Below are 17,983 nucleotides of genomic sequence, written 5' to 3' on the forward strand. Positions count from 1 at the left end.
CGTGGTCAGGTTCCCCTTGGGGAGTCGTGACCGCGACCCTGGCCAATTCCGTGACCACGAAGCCTCAGAAGTGGGGGAAATCGCTGACCGTTCACAGCTCCTTCCCGACCTCACCATCGAGCAGTTGGAGGACGACCTCACTCGGCTGGTGCGAGCCCACACCAACACCCCGCCACACACCATCTACGCGCAAGGCAAGGAAGTTCTGGCCCTCGCGCAGGAGATGCTCGATCGCACGCAGAAGCTTTCCCAGCGGGGACGTCTCTACCTCGTCGCCGGTGAAGCGGCCGCCCTCCTCGGAGGCTGCGCCTTCGACCTCGGCGCGTCGTCCACCGCCGTCGAACTCCTCCGCGCCGCCGCGCTATACGGCCAGGTCGCCGAGCACGGGCCGCTCCAGGCGTACGTCTACGGGTACCTGGCGATCCTGGCGTACTGGAACGGCAACCCGACCGTCGCCGTGCAGCACGTGAAGCACGCGGACCAGTTCCCTGGGGTCGGCGACGCCGGCAAGGCCCGGCTGGCGGCCATCGCTGCCCGTTCCTACGCGCACCTTGGGCGCGTCGAGGAGACGCAGCGGGCCATAGAGAGCAGTTTGCAAGACAGGGGTTCCCGTCGGGACGAAATCCACGACGACCTCGCCGGTGAGTTCGCTTTCAGCCTGGAACGGGTCGCCATGTCGAACAGCGCAAGCTACCTCTTGCTCCGGGACGGTGCAGGCGCAGAGACCTCGGCCCGGCAGTCCCTCCAGCTGATCACTGAGAACACCACGGGGGCGGTGCCGTTCATCGTCGGTCCGCAAGCGTCGTCCGACCTCGCCATGGCGCTGCTGCTGCGGCGCGATCTCGACGGAGCGGCGGAAGCACTGGCGCCAGTGCTCGCTCTTCCCCGCGAGTGGCGAGGCGCAGGACTGGTGGACAGGCTCGGTGTAGTTCGCAGAGAGCTGGTCTCGCCGGACTATCGTGGCGTAAACACAGCCGGAACCCTCGCCGAGCAGATCGAGGACTTCACCGCCGTGGCCGCGCCGCGCATCCTCGGTCCGGGCGCGGCACGGCTGGCGATCGACAGCGGGGAGGTCAGCTGACCTTCTCCAGGATGCTGGTCTCCTTCGCGGGGTCGATACCGTGCTCGGCCCACCGCGGGTGAGGCACGGGCAAGTTGCCCTGCTGGAGCCAGGCCCAGGTGTCAGCCACCGTCTCGACCAGAGGGCGGCTTCGAAAGCCGGCGGCGAAGGCCGTGCTGGAGTCGACGGCCCAGGCCCCGGCGTGAGTGCGCCACAGCGGCAGCTCAGTCCACTGCTGGACGCCGGCGTTGAGCAGCACCTCGTCGGGTGCCCAGACCAACCGGCCCGTACTACCCGTGGTCCGGAGACAGGCGTCCAGGAACCCTCCCCAAGTCTCCCTGCCGAGCGGCGCGGTCACGTTGTGGATCTGCAAGCCGCTCTCTGCGGCCTGGTCGAGGGCGAACTGGGCAACGTCGCGCACGTCGGCGGGCTGAATCGTCCGCGCCGGACCGCCCGGAGCGAGGATCGCCCCGCCGCGCTCTGCACGTCGCAGCCACCACGGCAGCCTCCCCACGTACTCGCCCGGCCCCAGAATCACCCCCGGCCGCAGGACGGACGCACGGTCGGCGAAGGCCGCCAGCACCGCGCGCTCTGCTCCCGCCTTCTGCCGCCCGTAGTAGTAGTCGGGGCCGGTCCAGTCGGGCGGAAGGCGGCCGTAGTCGGCGTCTGCGTCCGGTGGCCCGTCCAGCACCTCGGACTCCACGCTCAATGGCTCGTCCGGCCAGCCCCTGTATGCCGAGACGGTGGAGATGTAGACGTACCGCTGCGCCTGCGGCGCAAGCACCTTCGCGCCATCCAGTACCGTCCGGGGGGCCAGTTCGGAAGCCGAGGTGTCCACGACGGCGTCCCAGGGGCCGTGTGCGGCCAGCGCCGTCAAATCGGACGGCTGTTCCCGGTCACCGTGGACTGCGACTGCGCCCGCGACCGGAACACCCGACCTTCCACGGGTGAAGGTCGTCACCTCCCACCCGCGCGCGAGAGCACCGTTGACAACTGCGCGGCCGAGGAACCAAGTGCCGCCCATCACGAGAATCCGCATGCCGCCGATACTGCCCTGCTCGGTCCGCTCCTACGCCACCGGGTCAAGGCCGGCATCGGTACGCAGCCCGAACGCCCGGCCGCAGTGAGGGTGGGCGATTGGCCACTGGGCGGCGTCTTCGACGGTACGCAGGGTTCGGGTGGCCGCCCCGGCCGTCGACCTCGCGCTGCACAACGACGGCCTCCAGCAGATCCGTTGGCCATCATCGAGTCGCGCGGCGAACTGCCTGATCGGCCAAGCGCATGTTCTGGGCCATAAGGTCCAGCCCAGCGGCCACATCCGCCCTGGTCACCTGCCACCAACCAGCCCTGTCGTAGATCCACCAGCTGGACAGGTACCACGCGAAGTCAGCGATCGTCTCGCTGAGGTACTGGGCCGTTCCGTCCGCGAGGGCGGCGTCCATCGCGGCGTGGCTGAGGTCAGCCTGGACGCCCGCTTCAGAACTGATGATCATCTTGTCCACCCTCACGGCCGGATGTTCGGCTGGACGACGTGCACCTGCTGTGCCGGGGGCGGTTGTAGGAGGGGGGCGGGCTCCACCTGGGGAGCAGGCCCGGTCGCCCTAACGTCCGGGGTCTGCTTCGGCTCGGCGCCCGGGCCGCGGGCAGTCACGTCGATGCCGCCGAAGTCGTTCACCAGCCTTGCCCGGATGTCCTCCGCCATGATCTCCCCGCCCAGTTCAACGGCGACACCGACAACAACAGCCGTGGTGGAGAGCCGAGCAAGGTAGTCGGAGCGGTTCTCTGCACTCACCTCTACCTTGACCTCGTACCGTTCGGGGTCCTGCCGGTACACCTCCCACTCGACGGTGAGCGCGTCGACGGGGTCGCTGCGCTCAGCGAGCACGACGATGGCCTCGTAGACCTCCCGTCGTGCTCCGGCTTCGAACGCCTCGGGGTAGAGCCAGGCGCTCACCTCCCGGATACGTTCCGGGTTCTGGAGCAGATCCGCGAGAACGATGTCCTGGCGCTCAAGCCGGCTGTCGAGCCGAACCTCGTGGCTGTTGGCCGAGAGGGGTCTCGGCTGGTACGGCTCGGGGGCAGGCTCGCTGAACCTGGCGGTCGGCGGAGCCTGTTCGAGCCGCTGGGCGAGCCGGTCTAGGACTGGCTCCGGTCCGCGCTGGCCGGCGTTGGGCGCGCGAAGTCGGTCGAGGTGGAGTGCAAGGTCGCGTCGGACCGCAGCTTCCTGCACGAGCCTGGCGTAGCTCGCAACGGTCCGGGGTTGTGGTGCGGCGTCGGCGAGCCGTCGAAGGTAGTCGGCGCCGACTCCACGGACGGCTGCCTTCTGGGCGACCAGTTCCGGCATCCGGTTGGCGGGAGCCGTGGGGTTGCTGGTCCGTGACTCGATCAGGGCGCCCAACAAGGCCCGGTTCGTTGGGTGGGCCATGCGGTCCGGGGTCAAGTAGGCGATCTGGTCGAGCTGCTGGGGATCGCGAAGTGCGGCACCGATGACGGCCTGCTCGGCGCGCAGCGCGAGGTCGGGGTTGGTCATCGGTTCGTCCTTGGCGTAGATCCGGTGGTGGCTTCCCGGTAGCGGCGGGCCGCGTCGTCGGCGGCTGCCATCCGGGCTGCTGCCTGATCGAGTCGTTCCAGCAGTTCTTCGTTGGCGACCCGCAGCCAGTCACCGCCGAGTTCGACCGCCCACCAGGCATCGGCGAACCGGACGTACTCCGGGATGCCGGGGCTGATCGGCGCGGCGAGGCCGCGGGCGCGTGCGTCGTCCATCTGGGCGGCGGTGAGGCGGTCCGGGCCCCCCGCTTCGGCGGTGTCCGCGTGGTCGGCGAGCAGCTTGCCCGGGATGCCGGCCCAGGCATCGGCTTCGGACCATCGTTTCTGGACTTCCGGGGAGTCGGCGGCCCGGAGCTCGGGTGCTCGGTGGCCGGTTCGGCAGGCCGTGGCGTAGACGCCGGTGGCGTTGGCCACCACCGCGCGAAGCTCAGCGTGCCAGTAGCGGGCCGCCTGTCCGACCTGCTGGTCCGCGGCGGCCCCGTAGATTTCTTCTCGCCAGACCTTGAGCGCCCAGAGTTCCTCGATCAGGCCGGGGTGCTCGGCCCAGCACTGCGGCAGCCGCGACTCCACGGCCAGCTCGTAGCGGTCGTGCAGCCAGGTCACCCAGTCACAGAGACCGGCCCACGCCACGACCCGCTCGGGACCGGTCATGGTGTGCCACTCGACCAGGCGGGTACGCGGGCCCGCGCCTGCGGAGTCGGTCCCGCTGACGCTGGTGGTCGTGCCGTCGGTTCGGCGTCGGCGGACCGGGCGGATGCGCGCGTGCGGGCGGTGCTTGACCCTGCCGATCGGAGTGATCGCGGAGTCGGTCATGTCAGGTCCTGGAGCTGGGCGGACAGGGTGCTGGCGTTCTGGAAAGGGTCCGAGTGGTCGGTGCTGGCGGCCTTCCAGTCGGCCATCACCAGGTGCACGGCGGCGTCGAGCGCCTCGACCGACGTGCTGGGGGTGAGCAGCAGACGTCGGAGGTAGGCCGCGGTGTCCATCGTGCTGGTGATCAGAGCGGCGAGACGTGGCGACAGTGCGGTGATGCTCCGGCGGACGTGGGCCTCAATGGCCTCGGTGGTCACCGGGGCGGCCTTGCTGTGGAGTGTCAGCATCGCCTCGTAGATGCCGTACCGGACGTGGGTGGTGAAGACGTCCACCGGCACCCAGCCTCCGAGGTCGGCCAGTTCTCGCGGGCGCTGAGCGAGATAGGCGAGAACCAGGTCCTCGTGGTCGGCTCGGGTGGGGCGCCAGGTGCTGAGCGCGTGGAAGGGGCCGTGGAGGCTGGCTCGGTGGGCGGTCCAGTCGTCGGTCGGCCACATCGCGGGAACGGTTTCCCGGTAGCCGGGGCTGAACACCGCTACGACGGGAGCGCCGGTTCGGTCGGTGCCGGCGTGGTAGAGCGCGCCGTCGATGCCGCGGATCGGTCCGCTCCACCGGAGGGTGCAGTCGGTCGGGGCGTCGGGGCGGCTGAGCAGTCCCTGGTGGTGCCGCCGGTCGAAACGGCTTTCCCAGCGGCGGTCGGCGTCGGTGCCCGCCTCGTGGTCGCTGGTGCTCCAAGCGGGTCGGGGAGTCATGCGGCAACCACCTCGGTCGGGTCGAGCTCGCCGGCTCGGTAGCGGCGTGCCCACTGGACGCTCTCCTCGTACGCCTTGCGGTCCGGGCCCTCGTAGTGGCGCAGCATCCGGACCTTGGCGACGGGTGTGGTGGCGTGGATGACCAGGGCCTCGCGCTTCTCTTCGTCCAGGGTGCGGATCTCGTCCGGGGTGACGGTCTTGCGGTCCTGGAGGGTGGTCTGCATCGTGGTGCCGTGGCTGCCGCTCTGGTACGTGGTCAGGGACTCGCGGTAGATGCCGGACAGCTTCGAGAACTCTTCGAGTTCGGCGCCGCCGAGGCCACCGAGGGCGATTTTGATGGTGGAGCTGCCCCAGAGCATCTCGGCGCCGTCGTGTCCCCAGATGGTGCGGGCCTGGGCCATGTTCTGGAGGACGGCCAGGACGTAGATGCCGGAGCCGCCTGCGAAGGACATCAGGTCGGGGAGGTTGGGCAGCGGGGTGACGTTGGCGACTTCGTCCAGCAGGGCGCCCAGCGGTGGGTCGAGTCGGCCGCCCGGGGAGCGGTCGGCGATCCGCTTGGCGGTGCCGAAGACTTCGGAGACGAACGCGGAGATCAGCGGTGCGAGCGCCTTGGAGTCCTCTTTGTCGACCAGCAGGTAGATGGTCCCGTTGCTTCGCAGCCACGCTGCGATGTCGATGCTGTTGCCGGCCTTGGGAACGAAGGTGCGGCGGGCCAGCGGCGAGAACAGCGGGGTCAGGGCGGTCTGGACCGTGCTGAACAAGTTCGCGCGGGTCTCCCCGGGCTGTCGGTACAGCGCGTCGAGCATCTCGGCGACGCCGGGTTCCGCCCTGCGCGACTCGGCGAGCAACTTGATCGGCTCCTCGACGTGCGGGTTGAACGCCCAGCGGAGAACGTCCTCCATGGAGTTGTCGGTGATCTCGGCGGCGTGCAGCCAGGCCGCCAGCAGGCTGGTTGCGGTGGCGCCGAAGAAGCCCGCGCCGCTGGAGTCGGATGTCTCGCTCTTGCCGATCCGGACCATGAGGTCGGCGCGCTGCATGGCCTTGCCGAAGTCGTCGCAGCCGGAGGCAGGCGACCACTGGACCTGGTCGGGCCACTCGACCATGCCGGTCGGCGTCATCGCCAGGGTGGGGCCGAGCTTCCGCCGGATCAGCGCGGTCGCGTCGAGCAGGTCGCCGCGGACGCTGGTGACCAGCATCGGCCCCCGCCACGCCTTGATCCACGGGATGATCACCTGGGAGGTCTTGCCCTGGCGAGGGGCTGCGAGCATCAGCACCGACGACTCGATGCAGGCCCACAGCAGCATCCCCGCCATGGTCCGGCCGAGTTGCACGGCGACGTCGTCGGCCTTGATCCGGCGCCCCTTGAGGGAGGGCCGGACGATCGGCCCGCGGCGGACCACTGCGGCGGCGGACATCGTCTTCGCCAGCTGTGCCGGGGAGGCGTAGCCGCGGACGGAGCGGTTGCGTCGGAGGCGGCGGAGGGCGAAGGTGCCCGCCGTGATCATCGCAAGAGCGACGATCGCGGCGGCGGTGGCGAAGCCGACCGGGCCGGGCAGGTCGGCCCTGGCCGGCTCGGGCCAGGCCAGCCTCGGGTCGTCCAGGTGCTCGGGGATCTGCTTGGCGACGGCGAACGCCTCTCCGAACGGGACGGCGGGCCATGCGGCGTGGGTGATCAGGCCCGCGACCTGGCCGGTGGCCCAGGTTCCGACGGTCACGGTGACGACGACGATGATCAGGACCACGATCAGGTAGTCCGCCGGTCCCTCCAGCACCGGCCGCCGGGCGACGGTCGAGTTCGATGCGGCGGCCATCACACGGCCATTCGCTCGTTGGTGTAGTACAGCTGCCGCTCGATCGGGCTGAGGATCGTCTGGACCACGTGGCTGGAGGTCCGGCCGATCTTCCAGATCGCGCGGCCGATCTGCTCACCGGACCAACTGCCGATGTGCGCGCACTCGGTGTCGGTGAGGCCGATCGCGTCGCGCGTCATGGCGAGGGGCGCGGTGTCCTGGCGCAGGCAGATCCGCACGTCGCAGCTGGCGATCAGGTTGCGGGCGATGCTGACTTCTTCGCTGCCCTGGGCGCCGACGGCCTCGAAGTCCGCGAGGCGGTGGGTGCTGAGGACCTGGATGGTGCCCTGGGCGCGGGAGAGGCGGAGGTCCGAGTCGAGCTTGCGGATCATCGCCGGGACGCGCATCGCGCGCCACAGCTCGTCGCGGACGACCAGGCGGACGGGGCCGCCGGGCTCGTCGATGGCGGCCTGGCCCCAACTCGACACGCAGGCAAGGGTCATGGCCACCGTTTCGTCGCCGCGGCCGTCGATGCGGGAGAGGTCGACGGTCTGGATCGGTGCGGCGAAGTCGGGGCGGACGGTGGTCGGTCCGTCGAACAGGCCGCTGAGGCTGCCGCGGACCATGTTGCCGAGGGCGTCGGCGGCCGGGCGGATCATCTCGCGCAGCTCGCTCACGTCGGCCTCACGGACGCGGAGGTCCTCCGCCATCTCGGGCAGCGGGTCGCGTAGGAGGGCCCAGACCTGCGGGATCGTCGGGTCCTGGAGGTGGCTGGCACCGGTGGCCTGCCCGGAGGCGTGCTTGATCGCCAGGGAGAGGGCGGCTTCCTCGGTGGGTGTGAGGTTGCGGCCGAGCCGCATGACCAGCAGGGAGGACAGCAGGGTGATCCGGCGGCGGTGAACCTCGTCCAGGCGCTCGCGCAACTCCTCCGGGTCGGTCGGCAAGTTCGCGCCCAGCGGTCCGGCGTCCAACGGGTTCAACCTGTTGCGCAAGCCGGGGCCGAGCTCGACGGGCTCGACACCGAACGCCCTGGCCAGGGGGGCGTATTCGTTCTTGATGTCGCCGAGGACGAAGGTGCGCACGCCATAGGCGGCGAGCCGGGTGGCGAGGACCTTGACGGTCGCGGACTTGCCGGTGCCGGGCACGCCGGTCACCAGGAGGTTCGGGTTGGTGATCAGCCCGCGGTGCAGCCACTCGATCGGGTGGCAGCTGAACGCGCCTCCGGCGAGGCAGTCGACGCCGATGTAGGCCCCGGCCGGGGGCATGGAGGCACCGTAGAGCCAGGGGTAGAGGCCCTGGACCTGGCCGGTGCTGCCTCGGAAGACGGGGATTTCCGGCATCCGGGGCGACCGTCCGGCGAAGGGACGGGCGTAGCCGCGCCGGGGGGCGACCGGCTCGCGGCGCTGCTTGGGGGCCTTCTGCTTGGCGGGCTTCGGCGCGGCCGGGGCAGGCCGGCCGAGCACGTCGGTCAGGTCGAGAACGGGGAGGTCGGCCGAGCGTCGGCGGAACATCAGGCCACCCGCTTCCGGGGCAGGCCCATGCCGACGGGCAGCGCGCCGAGGGCGAACCCGATGTCCTGGGCCATCCACATCCGCTGAACTTCGATCCGGCCCTGGTTGGCGTCGGCTTCCAGCGCGGCGCAGGCGTCCTCAAGATCGGCCGGGTTGGTGACGGTGACGGTGCAGTAGGCGGTGTAGCGGACAAGGCCGTGGCCGGCTGCGCGCTCCTGATCCTGGGCTTCGGCGTGCCGCAGTGCCTGCTTCTCGTGCTCCGGGATGATCTGGCCCGTCTTGTGCCGCATGCTGACGGCGACCTCGCGGGCGGTGCGTTCCTGCATGACCTCGCGTTCGGCGGCGCGCGGTCCGCGGGGTTCGATGTGGAGGTTGAACGCCCTGCGGTACTTGCCTTCGCCCAGCAGCGGGGAGAGCGCGGTGGAGTAAATCTTGTTCTTCGGCCAGTTTCGGACGGCGTAGGTGACGGAGAGCGCGCCGTCGTGCTCGTACCGGCCGCGCCAGCTCTGGGCGGCGGAGGGGCCCGCTGCGACCGGATCGACGCCCGGTTCGAAGGGCACGTCCTGGCCCCGGAAGGCGGCGGCCGTGGCGGCGGCCCGGCGCTCGGCGAGCATCCGGCTGCTGTGCGGGTCGAACGCGGTCCGCAGGACCTCGGCGAGTTCGCGCGGGTTCAGCCAGCTCTCGACCTGGAGGTCCGCGGACGCGATGCCGGAGGTGAGGGCCCGCAGGTGGCGGATCAGGACGGCGGCGGCTCCGGCGGTACCGCCGCCGGCCGCCTTGATGGGGCCGGCCGCCCGGGCGGCGTCCATGGTGATCGCCAGGTACGCCTCGCGCTGGCTGGTCGCCAGGGTGGCGGTGGACAGCAGTTGCTTGGCGATGTCCACCGCCACATCGGGCGCCTCGTCGGAGACGTGGTCGGCGTGCCAGCGCTGGAGTGCGGCGCCGGACTCGGGGACCAGGCGCTGGAGCGCCTGGATGCGGATGATCGGGTTGCCTTCCGTGCACTGGCTGTTGAGCAGCTCGCCCCAGCTGGCCACCCGCTGGTCGCGGCGCTGGGAGTCGACCAGGCCGATGCCGGGGAAGCGCACCCGGGCGACTGCGGTGTAGGTCCGGTCGAGCTGGTGGTGGATGACCGCGATCGGATCGCCGCTGCCGCTGTCCGCTTCGAGGATCGACAGCGGCGCCAGGATGCCGGGCAGGTCCATCTTCGGCTCGTCGGTGGCAGCGTTGCGCGGCGAGAAGGCACCGGCGAGGAAACGATTCTGCCCGCGGGACTTGAGGATCTGGAAGGACACAGCGGAGACCGCCCATTCGTCAACGGTGCGGCCGGCGATCCGGACGAACGCAAGAAGGAAGAGGACAAAGGCGATGGGCCACGTCACGAGACCCGCCCGGACGTAGGAGATCGCGAACGGCCAGATCGCCCCGAGGACAGCAGCGCCGAGCATCGCGGCTCGCTGGACGCTCAGGCCAAAGAGGAAGGCGACCTTCTCCTGCTGCCATCCGAAGTAGGTGCGGTTGGGGGCACTTTGGGTGCTCACGGCTGGTCGCCTCCTTCGGGCTGTTCAGCATGGGTGGGAGTCGCAGGCGGAGCGGCCCGGGGCGGTTCGGCGGGACGCTCGGAGGGGGCGACCTCGGGCCGGACCACGCCGGGATCGGTGGCCAGCGGCTGGTTCGGCGGGCGGTCCGCCTGCTTCGGGGTCGCCGCGGGCCGAACAGCGGGAGCCGGTTGGCCGGTGTTCAGGGGAGCCGCTGCGGCGGCGGTCGGCGAGGCGGCGGCCGGGGCCTTCGGCTCGGCGGGGGGAGCCGTCGCCGCGCCTGGAGCGGTGGCCGTCGGTTCCGGGTTTCCGGGTTGCGGGGCCCGGAGCGGGGAGACCGGACCGCTGCCGCCTTGCGGCGCGGGGCCAGGTAGGGGTGCGGCGCCGGCTGCTGCTGAGCTTGCGGGTGGCCCGGCGGGAACCGGGGGCATCTCGATCGTCGGGGGGTCGGAGCGCGGTGCGCTGGCGACCGGCAGGTCCGGGGTCGCGTCCTGGAGTGCCTGCTGGTGGTCGGCCTGCTGGGCAGCCGGCTCGGCGGGTTCGGGCTGCTGCTCCTGCTCCTGCCCTGACCAGTCCGGCTTCGGCTGGTCCGGCAGGTAGCCGCTGGTGGGCAACGGCGCCCCTGCGTGGCGGTTGACGTATCCCGCCGGCTGAGCCGCGTACGGGTTCGCTCCTTGCGCACCCGCGTGGCCGGCCATCTTCTCCATTCCCCCGGCCAGGCTGTTGACGGCCTGCTGGGCGAGTCGCACGCCGGCCGCGGCGGCCATGCCGATCGGGCCTGCGGCGGCACCGGCACCACCAGCGGCAGCACCCGCTCCCCCGGCTCCGCCAGCAGCGCCTCCGGCGGCACTTCCGCCCTTGCTGGCGAAGCTGCTCATCGTCCGGGAGGCACTGTCCTGCCCGAAGGTGTCCGGGGAGGCGCCGGTCGGCGGGCCGCCGGCTGTGCTGAGACGGCCTCCGGCGAAGCCGAGCAGCGCGGCGAGTCCTGCACCGCCTCCGACCTGAACGCTGGCGAAGGTGAAGAAGCGAGCCACCGCCGGCCAGGCGAGCGCGGCCAGCAGCAGAACGAGCATCCCGGACAGGGTGCTGTTCAAGTCCTGGCTGTCACCTGCGAGGTTGAAGCCCAGGGCGAAGACGAGAGCGATGATCGGCTTCAAGATGATCAACTGGATCGTCATCGAGACCAGCTTCGACCACCACGTCTTGGTGGAGTCCGAGACCTGCCCAGCCGCGCTGATCGGCGAGGTGGCGATGAGCACGGCGATGGCCGCGCCCCGTAGCAGCATCTCGAACCACAGAACCAGGGTCAGCAGGATGCCGATGATCGCCAGGATCAGCAGCAGGGAGACTGAGTTCCCGGGGTTCCACGCCACGAGCTTGGCGATCTTGTCGCTGAACGCCTGCTGACCGCCGAGCGAGCTGTCCACGATGTACTTGGTCAGCTCGTCGCTGGCCACCAATGTGGTGGACGCGACGATCAGGGTGAGCATGAAGGCGAGCACCGCCTTGCCGAGGCCCACCGCCGCGGTCGCCAGGGGCCGGCCGTCGTGGGTGACGGCGGTACGAACCACCTGTCCGATGACCAGCAGGCAGGCCACCAGGGCGGCTATGCCCAGGGATATGGCGTAGACGCTCCGCACTCCGTTGGACGCGAGGTCGGGGCCGGGCATCTTCACGAAGGCGCCGGAGAAGGTCTTCAAAAGCTCGACCATTGCGTCGGCGAAGGACTTGCAGATCGACTCCCAGGCGCTGGAGGCCATCTTGCCGACGGCGTCGCCCGCCAGGCCGCCGAGGACGGTGTCGGTGACGCAGCCGACGGGATCGGTCAGGCCGCAGGGCATGCCGGCCTCCTGGTGCTCGTGGTGCTGGCCATGATGGTCATCGCTTCAGTTCGTTCCAGCCCTTGGCCGACGCTTGGGCGCTGCCCGGCTCGGCGACGAGGCTGGTGTAGTCGGTGGTGGACGCACCCGAGGGTGCGGGGATGCGCCAGTCGCCGCCGGACCAGACGAGGTCGAGTGGGTAGACGCCCATGCGGGTCTGCATTCCGGTGCCGGGCACGCTGGTCGTGTAGGTCGACAGGAGCAGCACCTGGATGCTGTCGGCGCCGACGGAGCGGACCTGGTACTCGACCGGGTTCAACGTGACGGACGTACCGGGGTCGAGTTGCCCGCTCGCCGGGAGCCGCAGCGCCTTTCGAGTGGCGCTCGGACCCTTGGCGAGGGCGTCCGGGGCGTCGGACCAGTCGGCGTCGGCGACAACCCGGGCGACTGCTGCGGCCCGGTCCGGCTCCAGGGTGGAGCCGAGTTGACGCCAGTACTCGACCGCCGCCGACACCGCGCCTACGCTGGAGTGTGGGTAGCCCACCGCGACACCGTTGACCAGGCGCGCTCCACGAATGAGCTGGAGCGGCCCGGCGAGGGCGGGCGAGGTGGACTCGGCGTCGGGGTCGACGCCGGTGACCGAGCCCGGAGCCGGGATCGCCGCCGGCGGCGAGTAGGTCTTGGGCCCGCGGGGCCCGCTGTCCGACTCGATCGCCACCCCTACGCCGATGGCGGCGAGGAAGACGAAGATGCCGAGGAGCAGCAGCGGAAGAATCCGCCGACGCGGACGGCGGTCGAGGAACTGGTTCATGGTGTTCCCGGCCTTATGCCGCGGCGCCGAAGACCGTGTTGACCACTGGAATGGCGCACGCGGTCACGATCACGCCGCCCAAGCTCCACACGAGGGAGCGCTTGCCCTTCTCCGCCGAGTCGGGCCGGTTGCTCAGGTGCCCGATGCCCATGAGGCCACCGGACACGACGGCCGCGACGGCACAGGCGATGAGCGCGCCCCACTTCGCGTACGACAGGAGCAGGTTCGCGCCCTTGGAGCCGTTGGTCGGATCGGCCGGCGCAGGGTTCTGGATGTCAGCGAGGAACTGGACGACGTGCGCAGTGGTGGACATGGAGGCTCCCAGGGGTACGGACGTGCCAGCCACCGCTACGGCTGCTGGCTACGAGGAGCCGCCCCGACTCGTTTGGCGGGGAGGCAGGAAGCCCTTGCTTCGGATTCAGCACGTCAAGGTCAGTGCTATTCACTCTGGCTAATGGGCTGTGGCCAAACGATAGGCAGGAGTGAAGTAGTTCCGTCAACCAAAGTGAATGTGAGGAGAGTCACCCCAACACTCTCCGTTTTCTCTGGCTAATGAGCATCACCGTGCGCAACGATGAGGCCCGATCGGCCGAGAGGAGTGCTACGCGCGTCATGCCAGACGAGAACCCCACTGAGGGCGGAGTGGTCGCCGAGCGACTGACCCACCTGTTCAACACCGTCCACCCCGCCGGCCGGAAGCCGTACAGCACTGCCGAAGTCGCGAAGGCGATCAACGAGAAGGCCGGGGAGCGGATCCTCAGTCCCACCTATCTATGGCAGCTGAAGAGCGGAAAGCGGACGGACCCAACTCACAGCCGCCTCATGGCACTTGCCGACTTCTTCGGCGTCCCGGTCGCCTACTTCTACGAGGACGACACCGCCCGGCGGACCGACGAGCAGTTGGAGCTCGCAACCGCCCTGTCGAACCCCTCGATTCGACAACTGGCGCTCGCCGCGAACGGACTCTCCGACGGCACCCTGAACGCACTGCTGGCCATGATCCAATCTGCGCGCCACATCGAGGGCTTGGACCCGGCCAGCGACGATGGCGCGTGACGCACGCCACTATCACCCCATTCATCACAACTTCATACAGCCGCCACACTCTCGGCAATCGTTCGCATACGCTTCTGCGAGTCGGGGGCGGGTGACCGGATGACTACGTCACCTCACAGCAAGTGCCTCCCGGCCAGGGAGGCATTTTCATGAGCGCGATCCACCTCGGGGCCCGACAGGGAGGGCCTCGCCGCACGTCGACACAGGTCGCCCTTCACGTCGCCGCCGCCCGCCACGAAGCCGCACCGGCCCGGTCCGCGCCGATCGTCGACGACCCGGCGAACCCCGCCGTCAACCGTTCGATCGCGGTCCCGACCGCACTCGTCCCGGCCGCGCTGGCCGCCGCCTTCCCCGACCTGGCCCCGGCAGCCCTACAGCACATCCTCGGACGCTGACCACAGGTTCACCCGCGACACGCCAACGGACTGCCGCCGACCTGATCATTCACGCCAGCTAATCTGTGTCGAGCATCACGTTTACTTTGGTTGACCCTCCTACGCTGCACCAGCCTATGGTTTGACCTCAATCCATTAGCTGATGTGAAGAGGCCCGCGCGCGGAGCGCGCCGGCTCCGAGGTGGCTCGTGAAGAAGGCAGCCCAGATAGCCGTCGTTTCGGTCCTCGCACCGTGCGGTGTCGTACTCGGCGTGACGCTGACCGGCGGGACCGCGTCGGCCACGACCCCGGCCATCGCGGCAGGGAGCGGCGTCGGAGGGATCGGCTGCTTCAAGCCGGTGGCGCCCGGCGAGGCCGTGGCCGACGGCCAGCAGCTCACCACCGAGCAGATCAACAACGCACAGATCATCTACCAGGTGTCGGTCCAGCTCCAGCTTCCCGCCCGCGCCGCCATGGTGGCCATCGCGACGGCGATGCAGGAGAGCACCCTGACCAATCTCTCCTGGGGCGACCTGGACTCCGTGGGCTTGTTCCAACAGCGGCCGAGCCAAGGGTGGGGCACCGTCGCTCAGATCATGGACCCGGTCTACGCCTCGAAGGCGTTCTATGCGCAGTTGGTGAAGGTCCCGCTGTGGGAGGCGTTGTCGATCACCGAGGCCGCGCAGAAAGTGCAACGCAGTGCCTACCCTGATGCCTACGCCAAGTGGGAGGGGCTGGCCCAGCAACTCGTCGCGACGTTCGGCGGCTCGTCCACCAACTGCTCGCTCGGGAACGGCGCGGGCTCCGGGGAGGCGATCACCGAGGCGGTCAACCTGCCCGCAGGCTTCTCGCTCCCGGCCGGCACTCCGGTACAGGTGGTCACCGCGATCACCTTCGGGATCTCGAAGCTCGGCATGCCGTACCAATGGGGAGGGACGGGGAATCCGAGCTACGACTGCTCGGGTCTGCTGATGCGCGCCTACGAAGCCGCGGGGATCAGCATCAGCAGGACGACCTTCGAGCAGGTCTACAACGGAACCCCGGTCTACAGCGCCAACCAACTCAAACCGGGCGATCTGATCTTCCTCGCCGGGTCCGATGGCACCCCCACTTCGCCCGGACACGTCGGGATGTACCTGGGCTCGAATCTCGTCCTGGACGCGCCACGTACCGGCAAGAACATCCAGATCACTACATTTACTGGTGGATATTGGGACAAAGAGGCGGTTGCGTTCCGGCGCATCGTTCCGTCATAGCCGCCCGACAGCCCCCGCCAAGACGTTTCTCTCCCACTCGCCCACCGGCCCCGAACAAGTAGGCTTCCCCTCTCCCCGTACACCCGCGACCCGAGGAAGCTCGCCGATGTCGAAGCCGAACCAGGGTTCCGAGAAGGGCCGCGCTGCCGGGGGGTTCGTTGCGGGCGCCGCAGTACTGGCCCTGCTCGCCGCCGTCGGAGACGCGTCGTGGCTGGTCGTCCTCGCCATCGGCGCCTTGCTGGCAGCGATGCTGCTTGCCTACCAGGCCGACCGCAGCGCGTACTGGATTCCCTGGACCGGTGGCGCAGCCATCGCGGCTCTGCTGGCCTGGATTCAGCCGGACCTGCGCTTGCTGCTGCTGCCATTGAGCGGCATCGAAGCGGTAGTCGCGCTCACCCTCGCCTTGATCAGGCAGCGTCGACCCGCCCGGTGAGGGCCGCGGCAGCAAGCGGCGGTACGGCCGACTGATCGACCGCCACCGCGGAAGCGAAGGCGAAAGGGCTGGGGCCCGCACCGTTCGGTGCGGGCCCCAGCCCTTCGTTCACTCACTCCCGGGCGAGCGTTCCCCGGTCCCAGGAAGTCCACCGCTCGGCGACGGACTCCTCCTCGTCCTCGTCCGAGGACGGCCACTGAACAAGGAGGGCCCCGGGACGGACATCGAGGATCAGGCCGCGCCGGTACTGGCCCGTGCCGTCTCGGGTGGTGGAGAGCCAGTACCGGCCGATCCAGGCGGTCGGCGGCTGCTGGGCGTAGCGGTCGTAGGTGCTGTTCTGCATGGTGGGCTCCTGCGGTGATGGTGGTCGGGCCGTGTTGTCAGGGGTTGGCAGTACCCGGTCACGGCGGCCTGAGCGTCGGCCCCCCGCTGCCGCGTCCCGTCGCCCGGGACGGGTAGAGGCTGTTCGCACCCCGCCTGCCGGTCACCGCGCGTCCCCGTTCCAACTGCGCCGATCACGCACCAGCCCGGACTTGGCCCACAGCCGGACATCCGCCGGCCGGTAGTGGCGAACTCCGTCTTCCGCCTCGGCGTACTTCGGGCCGGTGCCCACCGTGCTGAGCTCATGAAGGTCTGCTGCCGAGAGTCGGAGGTAGGAAGCCGTCGCCTCGACGGACCACCAGGGATGCAGGACCGCCCTGCTCTGCCGCTTCATCGGGCGCTCCCCGTGTCGGAGGAGCGCGCTTCGAGCCACTGGTGGACGTCCCGCGGGTGATAGCGCCGGTGCCGGCCGACCTTGAAGGAGCGCGGTCCGGTGCCCCTCCAGTTCATCTGGTAGATCGACTGCACTGGCACGCCGAGGTACTCGGCCAGCTCCCGCAGGGTCCACAACCGGTCTGTGCTCATGGGTACTCACATCCATCTCGTTCGTCGTTTCGACAAATTTGCTTGTCGTTCGAACAACCGAGATCAGCATCAGGTGACCCCCTTCTGTTTGTCAAGACGACATATAAACTTGTCAAAACGACAAACTCGCAGGCAGATGCACTGCTGGCCCCACGGGAGGCAACGGCACTCGTGTCGAATCGACACGAAGTGCGCAGGCCACTTGTCGATTGCACAAGCGAGAGATGATGAGTAGAGTTGCCGATACGACAAGCAGGGAGGCCAGATGTCGAGCGGCTCCGGCGAAGCTCCACCGACGCTGTCGGTGAGCGATGCGGTGGCGATGCGGGTCCGGGAGGCTCGTGCTCGCCGCGGCTGGACCACCAAGCAGACGGCCGAGGCGTGCGCGGCGGCTGGCGTGAAGACGCTGACGGCCGCCACCCTCGCCAACATCGAGACGGGGCGCCGGACCCAGGACGGCACGCGGCGGCGCGAGATTTCGGTAGACGAACTCGCGGCACTCGCTGCGGTGCTGGACCTCTCGCCGACGCACCTGCTCGGCCTGCCCGACAACGCCGAGCCAGGCACGAAGATCCGGATTACTCCGGGTCTGGCCTTCGACGACGGGGCACTGCTCCTGGACTGGTTCCGCGGGCAGCGACCGCTGCCCGGCACTGACGCCAGGCAGTTCTACTCGGCGGCCCTCCAGCGGATGCCAGCCGAGGACGGACAGAAGGCCGTCGCCGACCTCACCAGGTCCGTACTGGAAGAACGGGCCGCTCAGCTCACCGCATCCGTCAACTCGACGATGGCGCGAGTCCAGGAAGCGATCCGGGCCGGCGCCACCGAAGAGGAGATCGCGGCGCTGTTCCAGCCGGGCCCCGCAGATCCGAAGTAACACCAGCCATACCCCGGTGCCGCGCCTCGCGCGACGCCGACCCCAGATACCCGATCGCGAGTTCAGACGACCTCGCACATGCACGGGCAGAAAAGAGGAGCGGTCATGACAGGTACGTATCAATTGAGGATGTCTCATGTTCCACGCACGAATCGAGGACCGCGGTAATCACGCGGACTACCGAGCTGCCGCCGACCGTGCCCGCGCTGCTGGCCGCACCCCACCGGCCCGTTACCGCGTTCGCTGGCGCGATGAAGCCGGCCGGTCCCGCAGCCTGAGCCTGCCGAGCCGCCAACTGGCCAGCGCCGCCGCCGACGGCCTCAGCCGGGACTGGCGGCCTCTGACCCTTAGGGCGCGTATTTGGTCGTGATCAAGTGGCGATTCTGGTGAGGTCCTTGATCCAGATCATCGCGCCTCGAAGGTGGAGGCCGGCGAGGTAGCTCGT

General features: G+C 69.6%; 20 protein-coding genes. 6 read left to right on the top strand and 14 right to left on the bottom strand.

Features of this window, described 5'->3' with window-relative positions:
- The coding region (locus ABD345_RS37945) for an NsdA family TPR-like regulatory protein (RefSeq protein WP_344559056.1) at positions 1–1,081 on the top strand (1,081 nt) is incomplete at its 5' end.
- On the opposite strand, the gene ABD345_RS37950 is transcribed toward ABD345_RS37945, so the two are convergent.
- The 11 genes from ABD345_RS37950 to ABD345_RS38000 form a co-directional block, all read right to left on the bottom strand.
- Positions 1,074–2,099, bottom strand: a complete 1,026-nt coding sequence (locus ABD345_RS37950; RefSeq protein WP_344559058.1) for an NAD-dependent epimerase/dehydratase family protein — start codon at positions 2,097–2,099, stop codon at positions 1,074–1,076. The two genes, ABD345_RS37945 and ABD345_RS37950, sit on opposite strands and share 8 nt — an antisense overlap.
- Positions 2,100–2,301: 202 nt before the next feature.
- Positions 2,302–2,568, bottom strand: a complete 267-nt coding sequence (locus tag ABD345_RS37955; protein ID WP_344559059.1) for a hypothetical protein — start codon at positions 2,566–2,568, stop codon at positions 2,302–2,304.
- The gene (locus ABD345_RS37960) at positions 2,565–3,590 is read right to left on the bottom strand and encodes a DnaB-like helicase N-terminal domain-containing protein (RefSeq protein WP_344559060.1); all 1,026 of its coding nucleotides are present in this window, start codon (positions 3,588–3,590) and stop codon (positions 2,565–2,567) included. The genes ABD345_RS37955 and ABD345_RS37960 overlap by 4 nt, the downstream gene beginning before the upstream one ends.
- Positions 3,587–4,420 (bottom strand): hypothetical protein, encoded by an 834-nt coding sequence (locus ABD345_RS37965; protein ID WP_344559061.1) that lies wholly within the window; start codon positions 4,418–4,420, stop codon positions 3,587–3,589. The genes ABD345_RS37960 and ABD345_RS37965 overlap by 4 nt, the downstream gene beginning before the upstream one ends.
- Complete coding sequence (locus ABD345_RS37970; protein ID WP_344559062.1) at positions 4,417–5,166, bottom strand: DnaB-like helicase N-terminal domain-containing protein; 750 nt, start codon at positions 5,164–5,166, stop codon at positions 4,417–4,419. The genes ABD345_RS37965 and ABD345_RS37970 overlap by 4 nt, the downstream gene beginning before the upstream one ends.
- Positions 5,163–6,977 carry a type IV secretory system conjugative DNA transfer family protein gene (locus ABD345_RS37975; protein WP_344559063.1) on the bottom strand — a complete coding sequence of 605 codons (1,815 nt, stop codon included), beginning with the start codon at positions 6,975–6,977 and terminating at the stop codon, positions 5,163–5,165. Before ABD345_RS37975 ends, ABD345_RS37970 begins: the two co-directional genes overlap by 4 nt.
- Entirely contained in the window at positions 6,977–8,467 is a 1,491-nt protein-coding gene (locus ABD345_RS37980; protein WP_344559064.1) for a VirB4 family type IV secretion system protein, read from the bottom strand. The genes ABD345_RS37975 and ABD345_RS37980 overlap by 1 nt, the downstream gene beginning before the upstream one ends.
- Complete coding sequence (locus ABD345_RS37985; protein WP_344559065.1) at positions 8,467–10,008, bottom strand: SCO6880 family protein; 1,542 nt, start codon at positions 10,006–10,008, stop codon at positions 8,467–8,469. The genes ABD345_RS37980 and ABD345_RS37985 overlap by 1 nt, the downstream gene beginning before the upstream one ends.
- Positions 10,005–11,846, bottom strand: a complete 1,842-nt coding sequence (locus tag ABD345_RS37990) for a TrbL/VirB6 family protein (RefSeq protein ID WP_344559066.1) — start codon at positions 11,844–11,846, stop codon at positions 10,005–10,007. Before ABD345_RS37990 ends, ABD345_RS37985 begins: the two co-directional genes overlap by 4 nt.
- A 37-nt stretch (positions 11,847–11,883) precedes the next feature.
- Positions 11,884–12,636 carry a DUF8175 domain-containg protein gene (locus ABD345_RS37995; protein WP_344559068.1) on the bottom strand — a complete coding sequence of 251 codons (753 nt, stop codon included), beginning with the start codon at positions 12,634–12,636 and terminating at the stop codon, positions 11,884–11,886.
- A gap of 13 nt (positions 12,637–12,649) precedes the next feature.
- Positions 12,650–12,949, bottom strand: coding sequence for a hypothetical protein (locus ABD345_RS38000; protein ID WP_123556167.1), 300 nt, complete (start codon positions 12,947–12,949; stop codon positions 12,650–12,652).
- A 239-nt stretch (positions 12,950–13,188) separates the two neighbouring features.
- Between ABD345_RS38000 and ABD345_RS38005 the strand changes: the two genes are divergently transcribed.
- The 4 genes from ABD345_RS38005 to ABD345_RS38020 all read left to right on the top strand — a co-directional run bounded on the left by ABD345_RS38005 (position 13,189) and on the right by ABD345_RS38020 (position 15,755).
- Positions 13,189–13,692, top strand: coding sequence for a helix-turn-helix domain-containing protein (locus ABD345_RS38005; RefSeq protein ID WP_344559074.1), 504 nt, complete (start codon positions 13,189–13,191; stop codon positions 13,690–13,692).
- A 149-nt stretch (positions 13,693–13,841) separates the two neighbouring features.
- Complete coding sequence (locus ABD345_RS38010) at positions 13,842–14,087, top strand: hypothetical protein (protein WP_344559076.1); 246 nt, start codon at positions 13,842–13,844, stop codon at positions 14,085–14,087.
- Positions 14,088–14,275: 188 nt separating this feature from the next.
- Positions 14,276–15,322, top strand: coding sequence for a C40 family peptidase (locus ABD345_RS38015; RefSeq protein ID WP_344559078.1), 1,047 nt, complete (start codon positions 14,276–14,278; stop codon positions 15,320–15,322).
- A gap of 106 nt (positions 15,323–15,428) precedes the next feature.
- Positions 15,429–15,755, top strand: coding sequence for a hypothetical protein (locus ABD345_RS38020; protein ID WP_344559080.1), 327 nt, complete (start codon positions 15,429–15,431; stop codon positions 15,753–15,755).
- 112 nt (positions 15,756–15,867) lie between these two features.
- Here the strand turns inward: ABD345_RS38020 and ABD345_RS38025 are convergent, their stop codons facing one another.
- The 3 genes from ABD345_RS38025 to ABD345_RS38035 all read right to left on the bottom strand — a co-directional run bounded on the left by ABD345_RS38025 (position 15,868) and on the right by ABD345_RS38035 (position 16,661).
- Entirely contained in the window at positions 15,868–16,098 is a 231-nt protein-coding gene (locus ABD345_RS38025; protein WP_344559082.1) for a hypothetical protein, read from the bottom strand.
- Positions 16,099–16,239: 141 nt separating this feature from the next.
- Positions 16,240–16,470 (bottom strand): hypothetical protein, encoded by a 231-nt coding sequence (locus ABD345_RS38030; RefSeq protein ID WP_344559084.1) that lies wholly within the window; start codon positions 16,468–16,470, stop codon positions 16,240–16,242.
- Positions 16,467–16,661, bottom strand: coding sequence for a helix-turn-helix transcriptional regulator (locus ABD345_RS38035; protein ID WP_344559086.1), 195 nt, complete (start codon positions 16,659–16,661; stop codon positions 16,467–16,469). The genes ABD345_RS38030 and ABD345_RS38035 overlap by 4 nt, the downstream gene beginning before the upstream one ends.
- A 265-nt stretch (positions 16,662–16,926) precedes the next feature.
- Between ABD345_RS38035 and ABD345_RS38040 the strand changes: the two genes are divergently transcribed.
- The gene (locus ABD345_RS38040; RefSeq protein ID WP_344559088.1) at positions 16,927–17,538 is read left to right on the top strand and encodes a helix-turn-helix domain-containing protein; all 612 of its coding nucleotides are present in this window, start codon (positions 16,927–16,929) and stop codon (positions 17,536–17,538) included.
- Positions 17,539–17,983 lie beyond the last annotated feature (445 nt).

This window comes from Kitasatospora saccharophila, assembly GCF_039529925.1.
Taxonomy (GTDB): domain Bacteria; phylum Actinomycetota; class Actinomycetes; order Streptomycetales; family Streptomycetaceae; genus Kitasatospora; species Kitasatospora saccharophila.

Excerpts from the sequence above, each read along its gene's own strand:
- ABD345_RS37950 (WP_344559058.1), bottom strand. The coding sequence starts at position 2,099 with ATGCGGATTCTCGTGATGGGCGGCACTTGGTTCCTCGGCCGCGCAGTT.
- ABD345_RS37975 (WP_344559063.1), bottom strand. The coding sequence starts at position 6,977 with ATGGCCGCCGCATCGAACTCGACCGTCGCCCGGCGGCCGGTGCTGGAG.
- ABD345_RS38035 (WP_344559086.1), bottom strand. The coding sequence starts at position 16,661 with ATGAGCACAGACCGGTTGTGGACCCTGCGGGAGCTGGCCGAGTACCTC.
- ABD345_RS38040 (WP_344559088.1), top strand. The coding sequence starts at position 16,927 with ATGTCGAGCGGCTCCGGCGAAGCTCCACCGACGCTGTCGGTGAGCGAT.
- ABD345_RS37980 (WP_344559064.1), bottom strand. The coding sequence starts at position 8,467 with ATGTTCCGCCGACGCTCGGCCGACCTCCCCGTTCTCGACCTGACCGAC.
- ABD345_RS38025 (WP_344559082.1), bottom strand. The coding sequence starts at position 16,098 with ATGCAGAACAGCACCTACGACCGCTACGCCCAGCAGCCGCCGACCGCC.
- ABD345_RS38000 (WP_123556167.1), bottom strand. The coding sequence starts at position 12,949 with ATGTCCACCACTGCGCACGTCGTCCAGTTCCTCGCTGACATCCAGAAC.
- ABD345_RS37990 (WP_344559066.1), bottom strand. The coding sequence starts at position 11,846 with ATGCCCTGCGGCCTGACCGATCCCGTCGGCTGCGTCACCGACACCGTC.
- ABD345_RS37965 (WP_344559061.1), bottom strand. The coding sequence starts at position 4,420 with ATGACCGACTCCGCGATCACTCCGATCGGCAGGGTCAAGCACCGCCCG.
- ABD345_RS38005 (WP_344559074.1), top strand. The coding sequence starts at position 13,189 with ATGAGCATCACCGTGCGCAACGATGAGGCCCGATCGGCCGAGAGGAGT.
- ABD345_RS38010 (WP_344559076.1), top strand. The coding sequence starts at position 13,842 with ATGAGCGCGATCCACCTCGGGGCCCGACAGGGAGGGCCTCGCCGCACG.
- ABD345_RS38020 (WP_344559080.1), top strand. The coding sequence starts at position 15,429 with ATGTCGAAGCCGAACCAGGGTTCCGAGAAGGGCCGCGCTGCCGGGGGG.
- ABD345_RS38030 (WP_344559084.1), bottom strand. The coding sequence starts at position 16,470 with ATGAAGCGGCAGAGCAGGGCGGTCCTGCATCCCTGGTGGTCCGTCGAG.
- ABD345_RS37960 (WP_344559060.1), bottom strand. The coding sequence starts at position 3,590 with ATGACCAACCCCGACCTCGCGCTGCGCGCCGAGCAGGCCGTCATCGGT.
- ABD345_RS37970 (WP_344559062.1), bottom strand. The coding sequence starts at position 5,166 with ATGACTCCCCGACCCGCTTGGAGCACCAGCGACCACGAGGCGGGCACC.
- ABD345_RS37995 (WP_344559068.1), bottom strand. The coding sequence starts at position 12,636 with ATGAACCAGTTCCTCGACCGCCGTCCGCGTCGGCGGATTCTTCCGCTG.